A 17466-nucleotide genomic window follows, 5' to 3' on the forward strand; every position below is an offset into this window, starting at 1 on the left:
AAAAGCTTATTAACGCACGGTTCTTCTTTTCTTTTACCGCACCCTTTGGGTGTACAAAAAGAACCCCAATCTGCTATGGTTAAAGTGTCTAAACTAAACCAAGAAAGGGGTTCTCTCAATGGCTACATTACAGGAAAAACACGTAAAATTCAACTCTAAAATGGTGGTGTCAAACACCGGTGGTAATCTTTCGTCAGATGCCGGTCTCATCTTGGTGAAGGAATTCATGAATTCGCTTGGATTTTATTCGTTCGCGAAGCAATTCCTCCACTTCAATGAGGACCGTATTTATTGGACTCATGACAACATCTCCCTGCTCGAACAGCTGCTCTTCCAGTTGATTGCCGGATATTCCGCAGATTCATCCGCCAATCTCTTGAAGGAAGATCCCATTTTTCGGTTGGTTTTGGATAAGGAAGCCATCGCCTCCCAGGCCTCGCTATCCCGCTTCTGGGACCGGATCAGCGAGGAGAACATTGCACAGTTCCAGGAACTGAACCAAGCCATGCTGGACAAGGTCCGCATGGAACGGAACAATACCCAAATGATCATCGATTTAGATTCCACACATTCGGATACGTTCGGGAATCAAGAAAAGACTGAGCACAATGCCCATTACGGCACACAGGGCTATCATCCGTTGGTAGCCTTCGATGGCCTTACGGGAGACTTTCTGAAAGCAGAACTTCGTTCTGGAAATGTGTATACGTCAAAAGGTGTAAAAGATTTTCTGGCACCGATGCTCACACATTACCGTCAAGTCCTTCCCTGCACTGATATTTTGGTCCGGGGAGACAGCGGCTTTGCGACGCCCGAGGTCTATGATACGTGTGAATCCAACGAAAGTTTCTATGTCATCCGCCTGAAATCAAATAAAGTCGTGGAAAAACTAGCGGAAACCTTTGTCCTGGTTGGGGACGACCATCCCTGGGAGGAAAGGGAAGTCCACTACTATTCCGCGTTCTATCAAGCCAATAGCTGGTCCCAAAGACGTCGAATCTGTATCAAATCGACTCGGGAATCGAATCAGCTGGTGTTCAGTCACGAGTACGTGGTCACTAATTTTCACGAGGAACTATCCGCGAAAACCATCTTCCAGATTTACCATAAACGCGGCACCATGGAGAACTTCATCAAGGAAGCAAAAAATGGGTTCTATTTCGACAAGACGGATAGCTCAAGCTTCTTGGAAAATCATGCACGGATGATGGTAAGCCTGTTGGCTTACAACCTGGTCAACTTCATGAAGACCATATGTCTACCTGAAAAGGAAGCGACATTCCAAGTCGACACATTGCGGCTCCGCCTGTTCAAGGTCGCGGGTAAATTAGTCCGCAGTGGCCGTAGATTGCTTTTACGGATGAGCTCCTCCCATGTCTATCAAGACTTGTTTTATCAGTTACTGGACAAAATCCAGCAACTCAGTTGGCAAGTGTAAAATAGCAATCAGCTTTTAAAAAGACATGGAATCACTAAGGGATTCGTGCGCCCAAAAACAGCTCCAGATTCCCTATCTTCGTTAAAAAAACAAAAGGAAATCTGTTTTCGCAAGTACAAACCGGTTGAAAAAAGAAAATTCAACTCAAATCGATGTATAAACGTTATTTTCCCAAAAAAATTAGATCTATGAATTATTCAGGATCATGAAAATGAGTTAAAAAAAGCAAATGACTATATTAAAGAGAACGGAGCAAGTGTACAGGGAAAAAAATCTAGATTGAAAATGCACTTTATGACACCGCTAGGTTGGATGAATGATCCTAATGGCTTAGTTTTCCACCAAGGTGAATATCATTTGTTTTTCCAATTTTATCCTTATGATGTTGAGTGGGGACCGATGCATTGGGGACATTCTAAAAGTAGCGATGGAATTAAATGGGAATATCTTCCTGTTGCTCTTGCTCCATCAGAAGAATACGACTATTCCAGTGTTGAACAAGGGCATGGTTGTTTTTCAGGTAGTGCGATTTCGGTAGAGGAGCAACTAGTCTTAATGTATACAGGAAATGTTGATGGTAGAACGCCGCGTCAGACGCAGAATATTGCTTTTTCGAAAGATGGAAGAAGTTTTTCAAAATCTTCAAATAACCCAGCAATCCCTACATTTCCAAACGAAGCGACCGAAGATTTTCGCGATCCTAAGATATGGAAAAAGGATGAGATGTATTATGCCATCATAGGGACAAAGAAGGATGGAAAAGGGAAGGCTGCAATCTATAGCTCCCAAGATTTGAAGGATTGGGAGTATCGAGGCATCGCGACTGAAAGTAACGGACAGCAAGGAGATATGTGGGAGTGCCCAGATCTATTTACACTTGATGAACAAGATATTTTAATTATATCTCCGATGTTTGGGACTAAAAACAGTAGTCCGTATTACTTATTGGGAAATTTTAACTACGATACATGTAAGTTTGAACAAAAAGACTTCTTCACTTTAGATTATGGCAAGGATTTTTATGCACCACAAACATTTACTGATGGAAAAAACAGAAGGATAATGATTGCTTGGATGAACATCTGGTTTGCTGAAATGCCTGAAAAGAATGATGGTTGGGCCGGAGCGATGACAATTGCACGGGAGTTAACAATTAAGAAGAACAAACTTTACCAATACCCAATCGTAGAATTGAACGATTATCGTGTAGATTCAGAGCTTGTGGAAGATCTTCAAATAGATTCTAAATCAAGTTTCAATACTTCACTAACGAGCGCTTCGGACGTATTACTTACCATCGATATGGAAAAATCTAAGGCAGAAGCCTTTGACATTTTTGTAAAATGTTCAAAAGACATGAAAGAAAAAACAAGGATTCATTTTGACTTGAAGCAGATGACGGTTTTGGTAGATAGAGAGCTTTCAGGAGTGGGGAACAAAGATAATTCTGTCGCTCCATTAAGTGTGAATGATGGAAAGCTTCTTGTTCGTCTGATTCTGGATACAAATGCGCTAGAACTATTTATTAATGAAGGGGAATATGTCGTTACAAACCGAGTATATCCAACAAATAGCGATGAACTATTTGTTATCAAATCAGAAGATTTATTAGTCATAGAGCAACTAGAAAATTATTCACTCAAAATGGAGGGATAAAAATATGGTTTTTGGTGCAATTGAAGCAGGTGGGACAAAGTTTGTTTGTGCTATTGGAGATAAAAATCTAAACATTGAAAAACGAGCTAGTTTTCCTACAACTACTCCTGAAGAAACGATGAATCTGGTAATCGCCTTTTTTAATGATTATCAAACAGAACTTGAGAGTATCGGTGTTGGCTCTTTTGGGCCAATTGATGTTCAACAAGATTCGTCGACCTATGGCTATATCACCTCTACTCCCAAATCAGGTTGGCAAGATTTTGATTTTGTAGGGAGTTTGAAGAAACACTTTGATGTTCCCGTTGCTTGGACTACAGATGTAAATGCTGCAGCATATGGGGAATATGTTTGCGGAGAGGGGCGAGGGAAAAATAGTGTTGTGTATTACACTATTGGAACTGGTATTGGTGGAGGAGCAATTCAAAAAGGAGAATTCATCGAGGGGTTTAGTCACCCTGAAATGGGCCATATGCTTGTAGTTCCACACGAAAGGGATTCTTTCCAAGGAAATTGTCCATTTCACAAAAATTGTTTAGAAGGAATGGCGGCTGGTCCAGCAATTGAAGCAAGAACAGGTCGAAAAGGGCAGGATATTTCTGAGACTGATACTGTTTGGGAAAGCGAGGCTTTTTACATTGCCCAATGCGTCTACAATACTACACTGATACTCTCTCCTGATGTAATCATATTAGGTGGTGGTGTGATGCAGCAATCTCACATGGTAGAACGAGTTCGTGCAGCCTTTCATTCTTTAATGAAGAACTATGTAAGAACTCCAGAAATGAAAAATTATATTGTAACCCCTTCTCTGAAAAACAATGCAGGAGTCATTGGCTGTCTAGCATTAGCAAAGAAAGAAATCTAAAATAATGAATTAGCTTATTAATAATTGTGCCTCAACGTTGTTGTGCGATCCTTGATCATATATATAAATGTAGTTCCTTTATTGGAAATGAGGAGTAAGAGTGATCAGAAAGTCCGTTTCGATATTTGAAAGAATCTCTAAAAATGAAAGAATAACCTGAATAATTCATAGATCTAATTTTTTTGGGAAAATAACGTTTATACATCGATTTGAGTTGAATTTTCTTTTTTCAACCGGTTTGTACTTGCGAAAACAGATTTCCTTTTGTTTTTTTAACGAAGATAGGGAATCTGGAGCTGTTTTTGGGCGCACGAATCCCTTAGTGATTCCATGTCTTTTTAAAAGCTGATTGCTATTTTACACTTGCCAACTGAGTTGCTGGATTTTGTCCAGTAACTGATAAAACAAGTCTTGATAGACATGGGAGGAGCTCATCCGTAAAAGCAATCTACGGCCACTGCGGACTAATTTACCCGCGACCTTGAACAGGCGGAGCCGCAATGTGTCGACTTGGAATGTCGCTTCCTTTTCAGGTAGACATATGGTCTTCATGAAGTTGACCAGGTTGTAAGCCAACAGGCTTACCATCATCCGTGCATGATTTTCCAAGAAGCTTGAGCTATCCGTCTTGTCGAAATAGAACCCATTTTTTGCTTCCTTGATGAAGTTCTCCATGGTGCCGCGTTTATGGTAAATCTGGAAGATGGTTTTCGCGGATAGTTCCTCGTGAAAATTAGTGACCACGTACTCGTGACTGAACACCAGCTGATTCGATTCCCGAGTCGATTTGATACAGATTCGACGTCTTTGGGACCAGCTATTGGCTTGATAGAACGCGGAATAGTAGTGGACTTCCCTTTCCTCCCAGGGATGGTCGTCCCCAACCAGGACAAAGGTTTCCGCTAGTTTTTCCACGACTTTATTTGATTTCAGGCGGATGACATAGAAACTTTCGTTGGATTCACACGTATCATAGACCTCGGGCGTCGCAAAGCCGCTGTCTCCCCGGACCAAAATATCAGTGCAGGGAAGGACTTGACGGTAATGTGTGAGCATCGGTGCCAGAAAATCTTTTACACCTTTTGACGTATACACATTTCCAGAACGAAGTTCTGCTTTCAGAAAGTCTCCCGTAAGGCCATCGAAGGCTACCAACGGATGATAGCCCTGTGTGCCGTAATGGGCATTGTGCTCAGTCTTTTCTTGATTCCCGAACGTATCCGAATGTGTGGAATCTAAATCGATGATCATTTGGGTATTGTTCCGTTCCATGCGGACCTTGTCCAGCATGGCTTGGTTCAGTTCCTGGAACTGTGCAATGTTCTCCTCGCTGATCCGGTCCCAGAAGCGGGATAGCGAGGCCTGGGAGGCGATGGCTTCCTTATCCAAAACCAACCGAAAAATGGGATCTTCCTTCAAGAGATTGGCGGATGAATCTGCGGAATATCCGGCAATCAACTGGAAGAGCAGCTGTTCGAGCAGGGAGATGTTGTCATGAGTCCAATAAATACGGTCCTCATTGAAGTGGAGGAATTGCTTCGCGAACGAATAAAATCCAAGCGAATTCATGAATTCCTTCACCAAGATGAGACCGGCATCTGACGAAAGATTACCACCGGTGTTTGACACCACCATTTTAGAGTTGAATTTTACGTGTTTTTCCTGTAATGTAGCCATTGAGAGAACCCCTTTCTTGGTTTAGTTTAGACACTTTAACCATAGCAGATTGGGGTTCTTTTTGTACACCCAAAGGGTGCGGTAAAAGAAAAGAAGAACCGTGCGTTAATAAGCTTTTAATAGAGTTTCAGAAATTCTATGAATTATTCAGGTTTATAGATAACTATAAGCAAATGTGATTAAACGTTTAACTTTATTTGAGTCCCTATATGAAAGGTTTTTAGTATAAGTATTCCAATTTTTTTAAAATAATTATTGAAAACGTTGACATATTTTTTGCGTGGTGGTATTATTCATTTGTTGAGTTAAGTAAAACGTTTAACGTATTTCTGGGGAGAAAAGAATGAAAAAAATAACTATCAAAGATATTGCAAGAGAAGCAGGTGTGAGCATAGCAACTGTTTCAAATGTTATGAACAACAAACCAAATCGAGTTTCGGAAAAGAAAAAAAGAGAAATTCGTAAAGTAATGGATAAATATAATTATGCTCCTAATTTAAATGCTCGCTCTTTAGTTGCCCAAGAATCAAAAATGATTGGTATCTTATATTACTCTACAAAAGATGAAATTGATTTTGGCGATCCCTTTATTTCGGATTTGATGACTGGACTTGAATTCGAAGCAAAGAAACTTGGTATGTTTATTATGTTCCATGGATTTAATGAATTGAAGGATATAGATGTATTACAACGAAATTGGAATTTTGATGGCTTTATTGTTGTAGGGGCATTTGAACATATCATTACTGAGCTGATCGATAAAATTAGTAAACCAATTATTTTTATTGATAGTTATTATAATATTCCTATCACAAGATCAAATATTGTTTTTGTAAATAATGATGATAGGGAGCTTAGTTACACTGCAACTAAATTACTATTAGAACATGGTCATCGTCAAATTGCTTTTTTTAGTCCGAAGTTTTCATTGAATGATGACGGGGTTGTGCCTCAGAGGTATCTTGGATATGTTGATGCACTTGTAGAATACGGTTTAAAACTAGATGAAAAGCTCTTGTTTTCCGAGGATAAGTTAGAGAACTTTGTTTCAGAAAAACAAAGTTATACCGCCTCAGTAATTAACTCAGATTATCTGGCAGCACAATATATTCATAGGTTGCGTGATTGTAAATTGAAATTTAAATCTTTGGTAAGTTTTGACAATAATATATTTGCTAAATTATTAGATCCTTCCTTGTCTACAGTTGATCTTAGACAGAAAGAAAAAGGTAAGATTTCTGTTAGTAAAATAAATACAATGTTGCGAAATCCGGATCAAACGGTAGACAGTCATTTCCTAGTTGAAGGGGAATTAATCAAACGTAAGTCGGTTTTAGAAAGGACAGAATAGAGAATGGTAAAGGCATCAAGCAAAAACAAAATCATGGGGGATAATTATCGTTTCACATTATTAACCCCGTGTTTAATACGAATGGAATACTCAAAATCAGGATGTTTTATAAATCAAAAAACACAAGTAGTGCTGGACAGAAATTTTCCTGAATTCGAATTTGATTTTGTCGAATCGGAAAATTCCCTTGAAATCTATACAGACTATTTTCATCTAAGTTATGATAAGCAAGAGTTTACAAGTCAAGGGCTGACCATAGATATGAAATCAAATTTCACTGATTATAATAATAAATGGTTTTATGGTGAAGTAGTTGATACGCTAAAAGGTACAACTCGCACACTTGATAATATTAATGGAAGTACTGACTTAGATGAAGGAATAATTTCTGAGCAAGGATATGCAGTTCTCGACGATTCCAATTCGTTCATTGTAGCGGAAGATGGGAAAGCTATTCCGAGGACGGATAACGATGTTGACATTTATTTTTTTGGGTATCAGCATCAGTACAAAAATGCCTTACATGACTTTTATAAACTAACAGGACCAACTCCTGTAATACCAAGATATGCTCTAGGAAATTGGTGGAGCCGTTTTTGGGCATATACGGATGAATCCTACTTGGCTTTAATGGACAGATTTAAAAGTGAGGAAATCCCTCTTGCAGTTAGTGTGCTGGATATGGATTGGCATATTCGAGATGTACCGGAGCGATTTGGCAGCGAGTGGACGGGCTACTCCTGGAATAAAAACCTTTTTCCAGAACCAGAAAAGTTTTTAGAACAGCTTCATAATAGAGGATTGAAAATTACCTTAAATGTCCATCCAGCAGATGGTATTCGTGCATTTGAGGACTGTTATCCAGCTGTTTCTAAACGTTTAAAGTTAAACGTTTTACTTGAAGAACCAGCGGAATTTGATATGACTGACGATTCGTTTGTAGAAAGTTACTTTGTCGATGTGCATCACCCTCTAGAGGATCAAGGAGTAGATTTTTGGTGGATTGATTGGCAACAAGGAAATCAAAGCAAGGAAAATGGATTAGACCCATTGTGGCTCTTGAATCAATATCATTTTGAGGATATTGCTGAGCGTAAAGATGGTTTGATTCTTTCAAGATATGCAGGACCGGGAAGTCATCGATATCCTATTGGTTTTTCTGGGGATACGATTATTAGTTGGGAGTCACTACAGTTTCAGCCCTATTTTACCTCTACAGCTTCGAATATTGGGTACACGTGGTGGAGTCATGATATTGGTGGACATATGAAGGGTATACGTAATGATGAATTAACTCTGCGATGGATGCAATTTGGAACATTCAGTCCCATTAATCGATTACACAGTTCTTCTAGTCCTTTTAATAGTAAAGAGCCTTGGAACTTTTCTGGCGAAATTTTTCTCTCAATGAAAGAAGCTCTTAGAGAACGGCATCGTTTGTTGCCATATTTGTATACTGCGAATATTGAAACTCATGAAAATGGTGATGCTCTAATTAGGCCGCTTTATTACGAATATCCTGAAGAAACCCAAGCCTATGAATATCAAAATCAATACTTTTTTGGTAGTCAATTATTAGTGGTTCCAATTGTTCACGAAACGAGTAAAACATATAAATTTGCCAAAGAAGATATTTGGTTGCCAGAAGGAAACTGGTATGACTATCATACTGGCCGACGATATGAAGGGAATACGGAATTAAGTATTTTCCGCAAAATTAATGAAACTGCAGTTTTTGCAAAATCAGGTGCTATCATTCCTACTGATTTAAAAATTATGGAAACAAATCCTGATGGTCTCCCTGAGGTACTTAATTGGAAAGTATTTCCTGGTGCAAATAATACTTTTGAAATGGTTGAAGAAGTAAAAGGAAGGAGATGTATAACAAAGCTAATTCTTGATTGGAATAATAGAAAGATTTTGATTGAAAGCAGTGGAGAAAAAGAGATTTTACCAGCAAACCGTCAACATAAAATTACATTGTACTGTGTAGAAAATCAAGATGGATCAAAATTGGCAAATGATATGTTTTGTGTTGAAATCAGTGATCAGGTTCACTTACCAGTCAATGAAGTTGATAAACAGTCAATGGACGAAATGATTTTTGAACGGATTGATTTACCAGATATTTCTTATGATGTAAAAAATCAGCTTTGGGAAAGTCTGAATCGGGAGTCAATATTTGCGAAGAAAATTAATTCAGTAAAGAAATTCAAGGATAGTATGCTTACTGACATGTTATTCGAAGTTTTTTATATTGAAGAAAGTTGAGGAGGAGTACAAATGATTGGCTCTAAGAAAAACAATGCTTTGTGGATTTGCTTATTCTTATTACCCAGTTTGATAGGTTTTTTGACCTTTATTATTTACCCAGTTTTCTACTCATTGGGTGTAAGTTTTACGGAGTGGGATTTAATTAATCCGATAAAATTTATCGGATTAAAAAATTATCAATCGTTGTTAAAAGATGCAAATTTTTGGAACTCTTTAAAAAACACATTTATATTTATTATCGGATATTTACCATCGGTGATGATAATTGGTTTACTAGTGGCGCTGCTTCTTAATAGTAAAATTCGCTTGAAGCCAGTATTCAGGGGAATCTATTTTCTCCCTGTGGTCACTTCTTGGGTGGCAGTTTCACTGGTTTGGAAATGGTTATTTAATCCAAAGTTTGGTCTAATCAATTATTTCCTGTCACTTATCAGTGTTCATGGTCCTAACTGGTTAAATGATCCCAAGACAGCCATGTTAGCCATCATCATTACAAGTGTCTGGAAAGATATTGGTTTTATCATGGTACTTTATCTAGGTGGTTTACAGAATATTTCACCATCTTTATATGAAGCCGCGAGTATAGACGGTGCAGATAATTGGCATCAGTTTTGGAAGATTACACTTCCAATGTTAAAACCAACTACTTTCTTTGTTTCAATGATTTCCTTGATTAATTCTTTCCAAGTGTTTGATCAGGTGAATATCATGACAGAAGGTGGACCTGGAGACTCAACTACAGTATTGGTTCAAAATATTTATAATTCAGCATTCAAATATTCCGAAATGGGATATGCTGCAGCAATGTCTTGGGTATTATTTGCAATAATTTTAGTTGTTTCTCTTGTGCAAATGTGGGGCGAAAGGAAGATGACAAAATGAAAAAAATTAATTTAATTACAGTTTTAAAATACCTTGTCATTCTTTTAGGTTGTGTGATCATGGTAATGCCCTTCTTGTGGATGGTTTCTACCTCGCTTAAAGAGCGTGGCGCGACAATGGTTTTCCCACCAGAGTTTTTACCAAAAAATCCTAAAATTGATAATTATCAGCAAGTCATTGAGCGTTTTCCAATGATGACATTTATGAAAAATTCGATTATTGTTTCTCTGTTAACTACTGTTGGAACAATTGTAGTTTCATCCATGGCAGCTTATGCCTTTGCACGTATGCGTTTTAAAGGCCGTAATGCATTATTTCTAATATATTTAAGTACTATGATGATCCCATCTCAGGTAATAATGATTCCACAATTTATCTTATTGAAAAATTTAGGTTGGATAGATAGCTTTCAAGGACTAATTTTGCCGAATATATTTGGAGTTTTTGGCGTTTTCTTAATGAGGCAATCCTTTTTGACAATTCCTACTGAATTGGAAGAAGCTGCCTATATGGATGGGGCCAATCATTGGACAGTCTTTACTAAAGTTGATTTACCTCTAGTGAAGCCTACGATTGCAACGTTGTTTATTTTTACTTTTATGCAATCATGGAACAATTATTTATGGCCACTCATTGTGACGAGTAGCCGTGAAATGGCCACTTTGCCATTAGGTCTGTCTTTATTGCAAGGTCGATGGAGTACTAACTGGAACTTAGTAATGGCTGGTGTCGTTATTAGTGTTATACCGATTTTAGCAGTTTACTTGTTTGCTCAGAAATATTTCATTCAAGGCATGACCATGAGTGGAATGAAAGAATAATAAAAATGGGGGAAAGAAAAATGATGAAAAAAGTTTTATTAACAGGTGTAGCAGCAACGGCAATGTTACTTTTGGGGGCGTGTGGAGGAGGAGGTAGTTCTTCAACCAATGAAGATCAAACAACAATTAAGTATTACAGTTTTTCTGCTACTCCGGATTATGAAGATCAACTGAACGAAATGGTTGAGAGTTTCGAACAAGAAAATGAAGATATCAAAGTTGATGTGGAGCTTGTTCCGTTTAATGATTATTTTACAAAGCTACAAACCTTAATGGCTGGAGATCAAGCTCCAGATGTCTTTGAGTTAAATTATGAAAATTTTGTTTCATATGCTGAAAAAGGTGCATTGTTAGAGCTTGGTAAATACATCGATGAGGACAAAGACTTTGATTCTTCACAATTAAATAAAGAAGCGTTTGAAGCTTATCAATATGATGGAAAACAATATGGTATGGTTGAAAGTTTCTCAAATGTTGTAACTTTCTATAATAAGGATTTATTTGATGAAGCGGGGATTGATTATCCAACAAAAGACTGGAGTTGGTCTGATGAGGTTGATGCTGCTAAAAAATTAACTGATGCAGACAATAATATCTATGGTACTTATTCACCTGTTACGATGAATGAGTTTTATAAAGTTGCGGCTCAAAATGGTGGAAAACTAAAAGATGACAGCGGGAATTGGACAATCAATGATCCAAAGAATGTTGAAGCATTAGAATACATGGTAAATAATGTAACTAAAGATAAAGTTTCGCCTTCCCCAGAAGAAATGTCAGGACAAAATTCAGAAGATCTGTTCTTAAATGGTCAACTTGCTATGGTACACACCGGAATTTGGATGTTCGGTCAATTTAAAGATGCTGATTTTGATTGGGACATTCAAGTTGAAGCAGGAAATACTCAAAAGGCGACCCACTTCTTTGCAAATGGTTTGGCAGTCTCCAAAGAAACAAAACATGCTGAAGCTGCATACAAATTTACTCGTTTTATGAGTGCTAGCAAAGATGTTGCAGAAATTCGAGTAGATAGTGGTTGGGAGCTTCCAGCAGTTACTGATGATGAAGTATTGGCTCCATATTTGGAACAAACCCCTCCGGAAAATCGTAAAGCGGTCTTTGATTCACTTGATTACTTGATTTTACCTCCAGTTGATGCTGAGTGGAGTAAGGTCAGTGATAGTTCAGATAAAGAATTCCAGAAAGTTTTACTAGGTGATGAATCAGCTAAAGATGCTTTAGATAATCTTCAATCTGAGTTTGGTGAATAATAATAACGAACAGGTCTGGGACAAGGATAGCTTACTTAATTTGTTCCAGACCTATATTTAGGAAAGGGATTACTTATGAAATTAGAACAGACTTTTTCTGAGGTTTTAGAGCAATATAACGATCTACTAAATAGCTCAGTAAATACAAATGCCATCTACAATCTTAATACTGAATTGGATAACTTGCCTGTTGCAGCAGCTATTGTATGGCTAAAAGTAAAATCTAACATAGAACTGGGCGAAGATGATTACGTTGTTATTAATGCAATTCAGTCTAAATGGTCTATGGAATATTCTAATGTTTTTGAAGAAGATGAGGATATTTATACGTCTAATTTAGCAATATTTTATATAACTCTATCTGAAGTAAAGAATGCATATCAATTATATGATTTACAAAAATCACTAACCGATATACGAGATTATGTATTCAACCATATGATTCGTGAAGGATCATTAATTTCTTCATTGAAAAAAAATAATCCGGATTATGATCTAGTGCTTAGTGTATTACCATTTGGGCTGTTTGCCCCAGAAGATTTGATTATGGTCTCAGGTATGAACAAACTACTTTCTTACAATAAAAGTATTGATCCAAATACAGCGGCATTATTAGGTATCTATTTCACTGAAAAATATGATTTTGTAAGGGCAGATAGCTATCTAAATCAAGCAGAAAATCATTCGAGTGAAGACACAGTACTTATAAAAATCCTTGAAACTTACTTACAGCAAAAAAAGGAAAATATCTCGACCAGTGTATTTATTCATAAACCTTTGGGAAATAGCAATGTATACAACCAATTACCATACGAGAGAGCACCTCATTACCCAACCGTAAAAGAGAAGTGTGTATTCAATGTCCAAGTGAACGCTTCCGATATTCAAGAAGTATTTATGCATTTAGAGGGAATCGCTGAAAAGTTCCCATGTCGTTTAGTTGATGAGACTTTACGCATTTATCAAGCAGTAGTAGAGATCACTGCTAATTATCAAGGTGGTAATTACTTCTTTACGTTGATAAGTGAAAAAAATGAAAAATCTGAAGTCTACGAATTAGCTATTCAGAAAAATTCTGCGCTCAATAGAATTGAGTTTATTGGATCAAATGAAAAAGAAAATATCTACAGTATTAAAAATGAAGAAGAATCAATTTATCTGCTTTTTCAAGAAACTAAGCTTTTGCTAAGTCAAGAAAAACCTGAATTGGATTCAATTGAAGTTAATAAAAAAATGGCTAGAATAGATAGTCAAAATCATCTCTTTGTCTCAAATGAAACTTTAGCTTTCAGTCTTAGTGAAGACTTTGTGGAAATTCACGAGTTGGTTGGAAAAGGAATTATTGGAACGACCTTGCGTATAAAAGATAAGGCACAAATATATTATGGATTTGGCGAAAGGTACAATTCAGTAAACCAACTTGGCAATACAATTGATTGCTTTGTTTATAATCAGTATCGAGATCAAGGAACACGCACATACATGCCTATGCCTTATTACTTTACCGATTGTAATTATGGTTTATTTATCAATTCAAATTACTATACTAGATTTGATTTACAAGATAGCAATAAATTTGAAGTAGATATCTATATCGAAACCGGTGAAAACAATGTTTTAGCTGAAATTGATTTATTGCATGGCGATATGAAAGAAATGATCTCTCAGTATATTGGTTGCACCGGGGAACCATTAATGGTTCCTAGTTGGACTTTGGGACCGTGGATGTCTAGTAATAACTGGGATCGTGATAGTGTGGTCCGTGAGCAAATTGAGTTAACGAATAAATATGATATACCGGCGACAGTTATCGTTTTAGAACAATGGAGTGATGAAACGACTTATTACATGTTTAATGATGCTCAATATCCGATGCTAATGCCAGGAGAAGTACACACGTATGATCAGATGAATTTTCCAGAATGGGGAAGGTGGCCGGATCCAAAGGCACTGGTAAATCATTGCCATGAGAATGGTTTGAAATTCATTTTGTGGCAAATTCCGATTGAAAAGTATTTGAATCAGCAAAATCATCCTTTGAAAGATCAAGATGAAGCTTACATGATTGAAAAAGGATTTGTTGTTAAAAATATTGACGGTTCACCATATCGTATTCCGGAAAATTGGTTTACAGATAGTCTTTTAATGGATTTTACGAATGAAGAAGCGAAAGAATGGTGGTTTAAAAAGCGTCAGTATTTGCTTGATATTGGTGTCGACGGCTTCAAAACAGATGGTGGAGAAATGGTTTATGGTGCAGACGTGATGTTTTCTGATGGGAGTAATGGTCGTGAAATGCGTAATCGCTACCCAAAAGAATATATAAAAGCATATTATGAATTTGCACAACAAAATCAAGGAATTACCTTTAGTCGTTCTGGATATACGGGTGCGCAAGGTTATCCTGCACATTGGGCTGGGGATGAGCGTTCCACTTTTGATGCATTTAATCGTCAATTAATTGCAGGAATTAATTCAGGAATGTCTGGTGTGATTTTTTGGGGCTGGGATCTTGCTGGATTTAATGGGGATATTCCGACGGCAGAATTGTTTATGCGCTCATCTTCCATGGCAGCTTTTTGTCCTATTATGCAATACCATGCAGAAAGTAAAGGAGAATTTAATCAAGATCGGACCCCTTGGAATATTGCAGAACGAACTCAAACCCCAGAAGTAATAGATGTTTATCGATTTTTTGCAAATACTCGGATGAATTTAATGCCTTATATTTATAATCAATCACTTAAATCAGTGAACGAAAAAACTCCCCTTATGCGGGCGATGCAGATTGAGTTTCCAAATGAAGATTTTAAAAATTGTTATGATGAATTTATGTTTGGTAAATCCTTACTTGTCGCACCAGTAATCCATGAGGGGATGATATCTCGGAAGGTAAAACTACCTGAAGGAACATGGGTTGATTTTTGGAATCATAGTGTTGTTCAGGGAGGGAAAACAATTCATGTTAATGCAGAATTCGATCAAATTCCGGTGTTTATCAAGGAAAATTCTGCTATATTATTGAATCTAGGTGAATCTAAGACGATTGGAGAATCTATTGGAAATGATTTGACAAAATATACAAATGCAAAGCTAGTAGTGGTTGCAAAAGATAGCTTTAGTGAGACAATAGAAGACCATTTAGGGAATTTAATAACGATTGATGCAGATGCAAATAATCGAAAAGTATCAGTTAGCCAAAAATTGCCAATTGAGGTAGAACTTATTTGGCTATAGGAGGAAATAAAATGAAGAAAAAATGGTGGCAAAATTCAGTAGTATATCAAATATATCCTAGAAGCTTTCAAGATACTGATGGGGATGGCATTGGAGATTTAAAAGGAATTATTTCTCGCTTGGATTATCTTCAGAATCTAGGAATTGATGCAATTTGGCTTTCTCCCGTGTATCAATCACCGAATGATGATAATGGTTACGATATTAGTGATTATAGAAATATTATGACTGAGTTTGGCTCGATGGCGGATATGGAAGAACTAATTGCTGAAGGAAAAAAACGTAATATAAGAATGATTATGGATCTTGTTGTTAATCATACATCTGATGAGCATCCTTGGTTTGTAGAATCAAAGAAAAGCCGTGACAATGATTATCGAGATTACTATATTTGGCGGGATGCAGTAGATGGCGGTGTTCCTAATGGTTTGCGATCAACATTTAGTGGCACAGCTTGGGAATTTGATGAAACAACAGGACAATATTTCTTGCACTTATTTAGTAAACGCCAGCCTGATTTGAATTGGGAAAACGAAAAAGTTCGACAAGAAGTTTATGAAATGATGAATTTCTGGATTGATAAGGGGGTAGGGGGGTTCCGAATGGATGTAATTGATCTAATCGGTAAAATACCAGATCAGGAAATTACTGGCAACGGGCCTAAACTACACGACTATCTACAAGAAATGAATGAATCAACTTTTGGAGATAAAGATTTGATGACAGTTGGTGAGACTTGGGGGGCAACTCCTGAGATTGCAAAATTGTATTCTAATCCCGAGAGAAATGAACTTTCGATGGTTTTCCAATTTGAGCATGTAGGACTTGATCAACAAGAAGGAAAAGACAAATGGGATTTAAAACCATTGGAAATCCCTGATTTAAAGATTGCTTTGTCTAAATGGCAGAATTCATTGGGATCAGAAGGTTGGAACAGTCTGTTTTGGAATAATCATGATTTACCGAGGATAGTTTCTAGATGGGGCAGTGATCAAGAGTATCATGAAAAAAGTGCAAAAATGTTTGCTATTCTTTTGCATATGATGAAAGGGACCCCTTATATTTATCAAGGAGAAGAAATTGGAATGACAAATTATCCAATTTCTAATATTTCAGAAGCGGAAGATATAGAGACCATCAATATGTATCATGAACGAATGGAACAAGGATATTCCGAGGAAGACATCCTTTCTTCAATTAACGCAAAGGGCAGAGATAATGCCCGTACTCCTATGCAATGGGATGATACAGAGAATGGGGGATTTACAACAGGAAAACCATGGCTACATGTTAATCCAAATTACAAAAACATTAACGTCCAATCGGAATTAGTAGATCCAAATTCAATTTTCTATACCTATCAAAAATTAATTAAATTACGCAAACAAAATGAAATAATCGTGTGGGGTGATTATGAATTGTTAGAAAACACTGCTGATGAAGTTTTTGCCTATATTCGAGAACTTGGTGATGAAAAATGGCTTATAGCGGCTAACATTAGTAATCATGAGAATGAATTTAATATGCCATCAGAAGGGGGAGAAGTTGTCATTTCTAATTACGATATTAATATTCCTCTTGTAAAAACAATTGTTTTAAGACCATATGAAGCATTTGCTGTAAGGCTATGAAACATTAGTTTTGCATTTTTAGTATGAAAAAAGAGATGTTTGTACCGGCCTCCAAAGCTTAGAAAAAAATCTAACTTCTAACTTTAGTGGTCGGTATATTTTTCATCTTTCGTTTTTATAGATGCTATTCTAAGTAGTCGATAATTCATTAGTGGGGATTTGGCAGTAGAAACTGTTAATGAAGAGGTATTTGTGAAAATTGCTTACTAGTTTCGTAATGAAGTTGTGACATAAATACTACTTGAAATATAGTTTATCCTGAATAATTCATAGATCTAATTTTTTTGGGAAAATAACGTTTATACATCGATTTGAGTTGAATTTTCTTTTTTCAACCGGTTTGTACTTGCGAAAACAGAT

Annotated in this window: 11 protein-coding genes; 10 read left to right on the forward strand and 1 reads right to left on the reverse strand. The window is 36.9% G+C overall.

Annotation, left to right across the window (positions count from 1 at the left end; genetic code table 11):
- Positions 1 to 118 precede the first annotated feature (118 nt).
- The 3 genes from I585_RS17600 (at position 119) to scrK (ending at position 3962) form a co-directional block, all read left to right on the forward strand.
- Positions 119 to 1438: an IS1380 family transposase gene (locus I585_RS17600; RefSeq protein WP_010740676.1), complete on the forward strand. Its 1320-nt coding sequence runs from the start codon at positions 119 to 121 to the stop codon at positions 1436 to 1438.
- Between the two features lie 237 nt (positions 1439 to 1675).
- The gene (locus I585_RS17605) at positions 1676 to 3094 is read left to right on the forward strand and encodes a glycoside hydrolase family 32 protein (protein WP_249023829.1); all 1419 of its coding nucleotides are present in this window, start codon (positions 1676 to 1678) and stop codon (positions 3092 to 3094) included.
- 4 nt (positions 3095 to 3098) lie between these two features.
- A complete protein-coding gene (scrK, locus tag I585_RS17610; protein ID WP_010740677.1) occupies positions 3099 to 3962 on the forward strand; it encodes a fructokinase ScrK in 864 nt (287 codons plus the stop codon).
- Between the two features lie 357 nt (positions 3963 to 4319).
- On the opposite strand, the gene I585_RS17615 is transcribed toward scrK, so the two are convergent.
- Positions 4320 to 5639 (reverse strand): IS1380 family transposase, encoded by a 1320-nt coding sequence (locus tag I585_RS17615; RefSeq protein ID WP_010740676.1) that lies wholly within the window; start codon positions 5637 to 5639, stop codon positions 4320 to 4322.
- A 343-nt stretch (positions 5640 to 5982) separates the two neighbouring features.
- Between I585_RS17615 and I585_RS17620 the strand changes: the two genes are divergently transcribed.
- The 7 genes from I585_RS17620 to I585_RS17650 all read left to right on the forward strand — a co-directional run bounded on the left by I585_RS17620 (position 5983) and on the right by I585_RS17650 (position 17106).
- On the forward strand, positions 5983 to 6990 hold the full coding sequence (locus I585_RS17620) for a LacI family DNA-binding transcriptional regulator (protein ID WP_010740675.1): 1008 nt from the start codon (positions 5983 to 5985) through the stop codon (positions 6988 to 6990).
- A 3-nt stretch (positions 6991 to 6993) separates the two neighbouring features.
- Positions 6994 to 9261: a glycoside hydrolase family 31 protein gene (locus tag I585_RS17625; RefSeq protein ID WP_010740674.1), complete on the forward strand. Its 2268-nt coding sequence runs from the start codon at positions 6994 to 6996 to the stop codon at positions 9259 to 9261.
- Between the two features lie 12 nt (positions 9262 to 9273).
- Positions 9274 to 10146, forward strand: a complete 873-nt coding sequence (locus I585_RS17630) for a carbohydrate ABC transporter permease (RefSeq protein WP_010740673.1) — start codon at positions 9274 to 9276, stop codon at positions 10144 to 10146.
- The gene (locus tag I585_RS17635) at positions 10143 to 10967 is read left to right on the forward strand and encodes a carbohydrate ABC transporter permease (RefSeq protein WP_010740672.1); all 825 of its coding nucleotides are present in this window, start codon (positions 10143 to 10145) and stop codon (positions 10965 to 10967) included. Before I585_RS17630 ends, I585_RS17635 begins: the two co-directional genes overlap by 4 nt.
- A 20-nt stretch (positions 10968 to 10987) precedes the next feature.
- Positions 10988 to 12238, forward strand: a complete 1251-nt coding sequence (locus tag I585_RS17640; RefSeq protein WP_010740671.1) for an ABC transporter substrate-binding protein — start codon at positions 10988 to 10990, stop codon at positions 12236 to 12238.
- A gap of 75 nt (positions 12239 to 12313) precedes the next feature.
- Entirely contained in the window at positions 12314 to 15475 is a 3162-nt protein-coding gene (locus I585_RS17645) for a glycoside hydrolase family 31 protein (RefSeq protein ID WP_010740670.1), read from the forward strand.
- An 11-nt stretch (positions 15476 to 15486) separates the two neighbouring features.
- The gene (locus tag I585_RS17650; RefSeq protein WP_010740669.1) at positions 15487 to 17106 is read left to right on the forward strand and encodes a glycoside hydrolase family 13 protein; all 1620 of its coding nucleotides are present in this window, start codon (positions 15487 to 15489) and stop codon (positions 17104 to 17106) included.
- The last annotated feature ends 360 nt before the right edge of the window (positions 17107 to 17466 follow it).

Origin of the sequence: Enterococcus malodoratus ATCC 43197, from assembly GCF_000407185.1 — a bacterium.
Lineage (GTDB): Bacteria > Bacillota > Bacilli > Lactobacillales > Enterococcaceae > Enterococcus_A > Enterococcus_A malodoratus.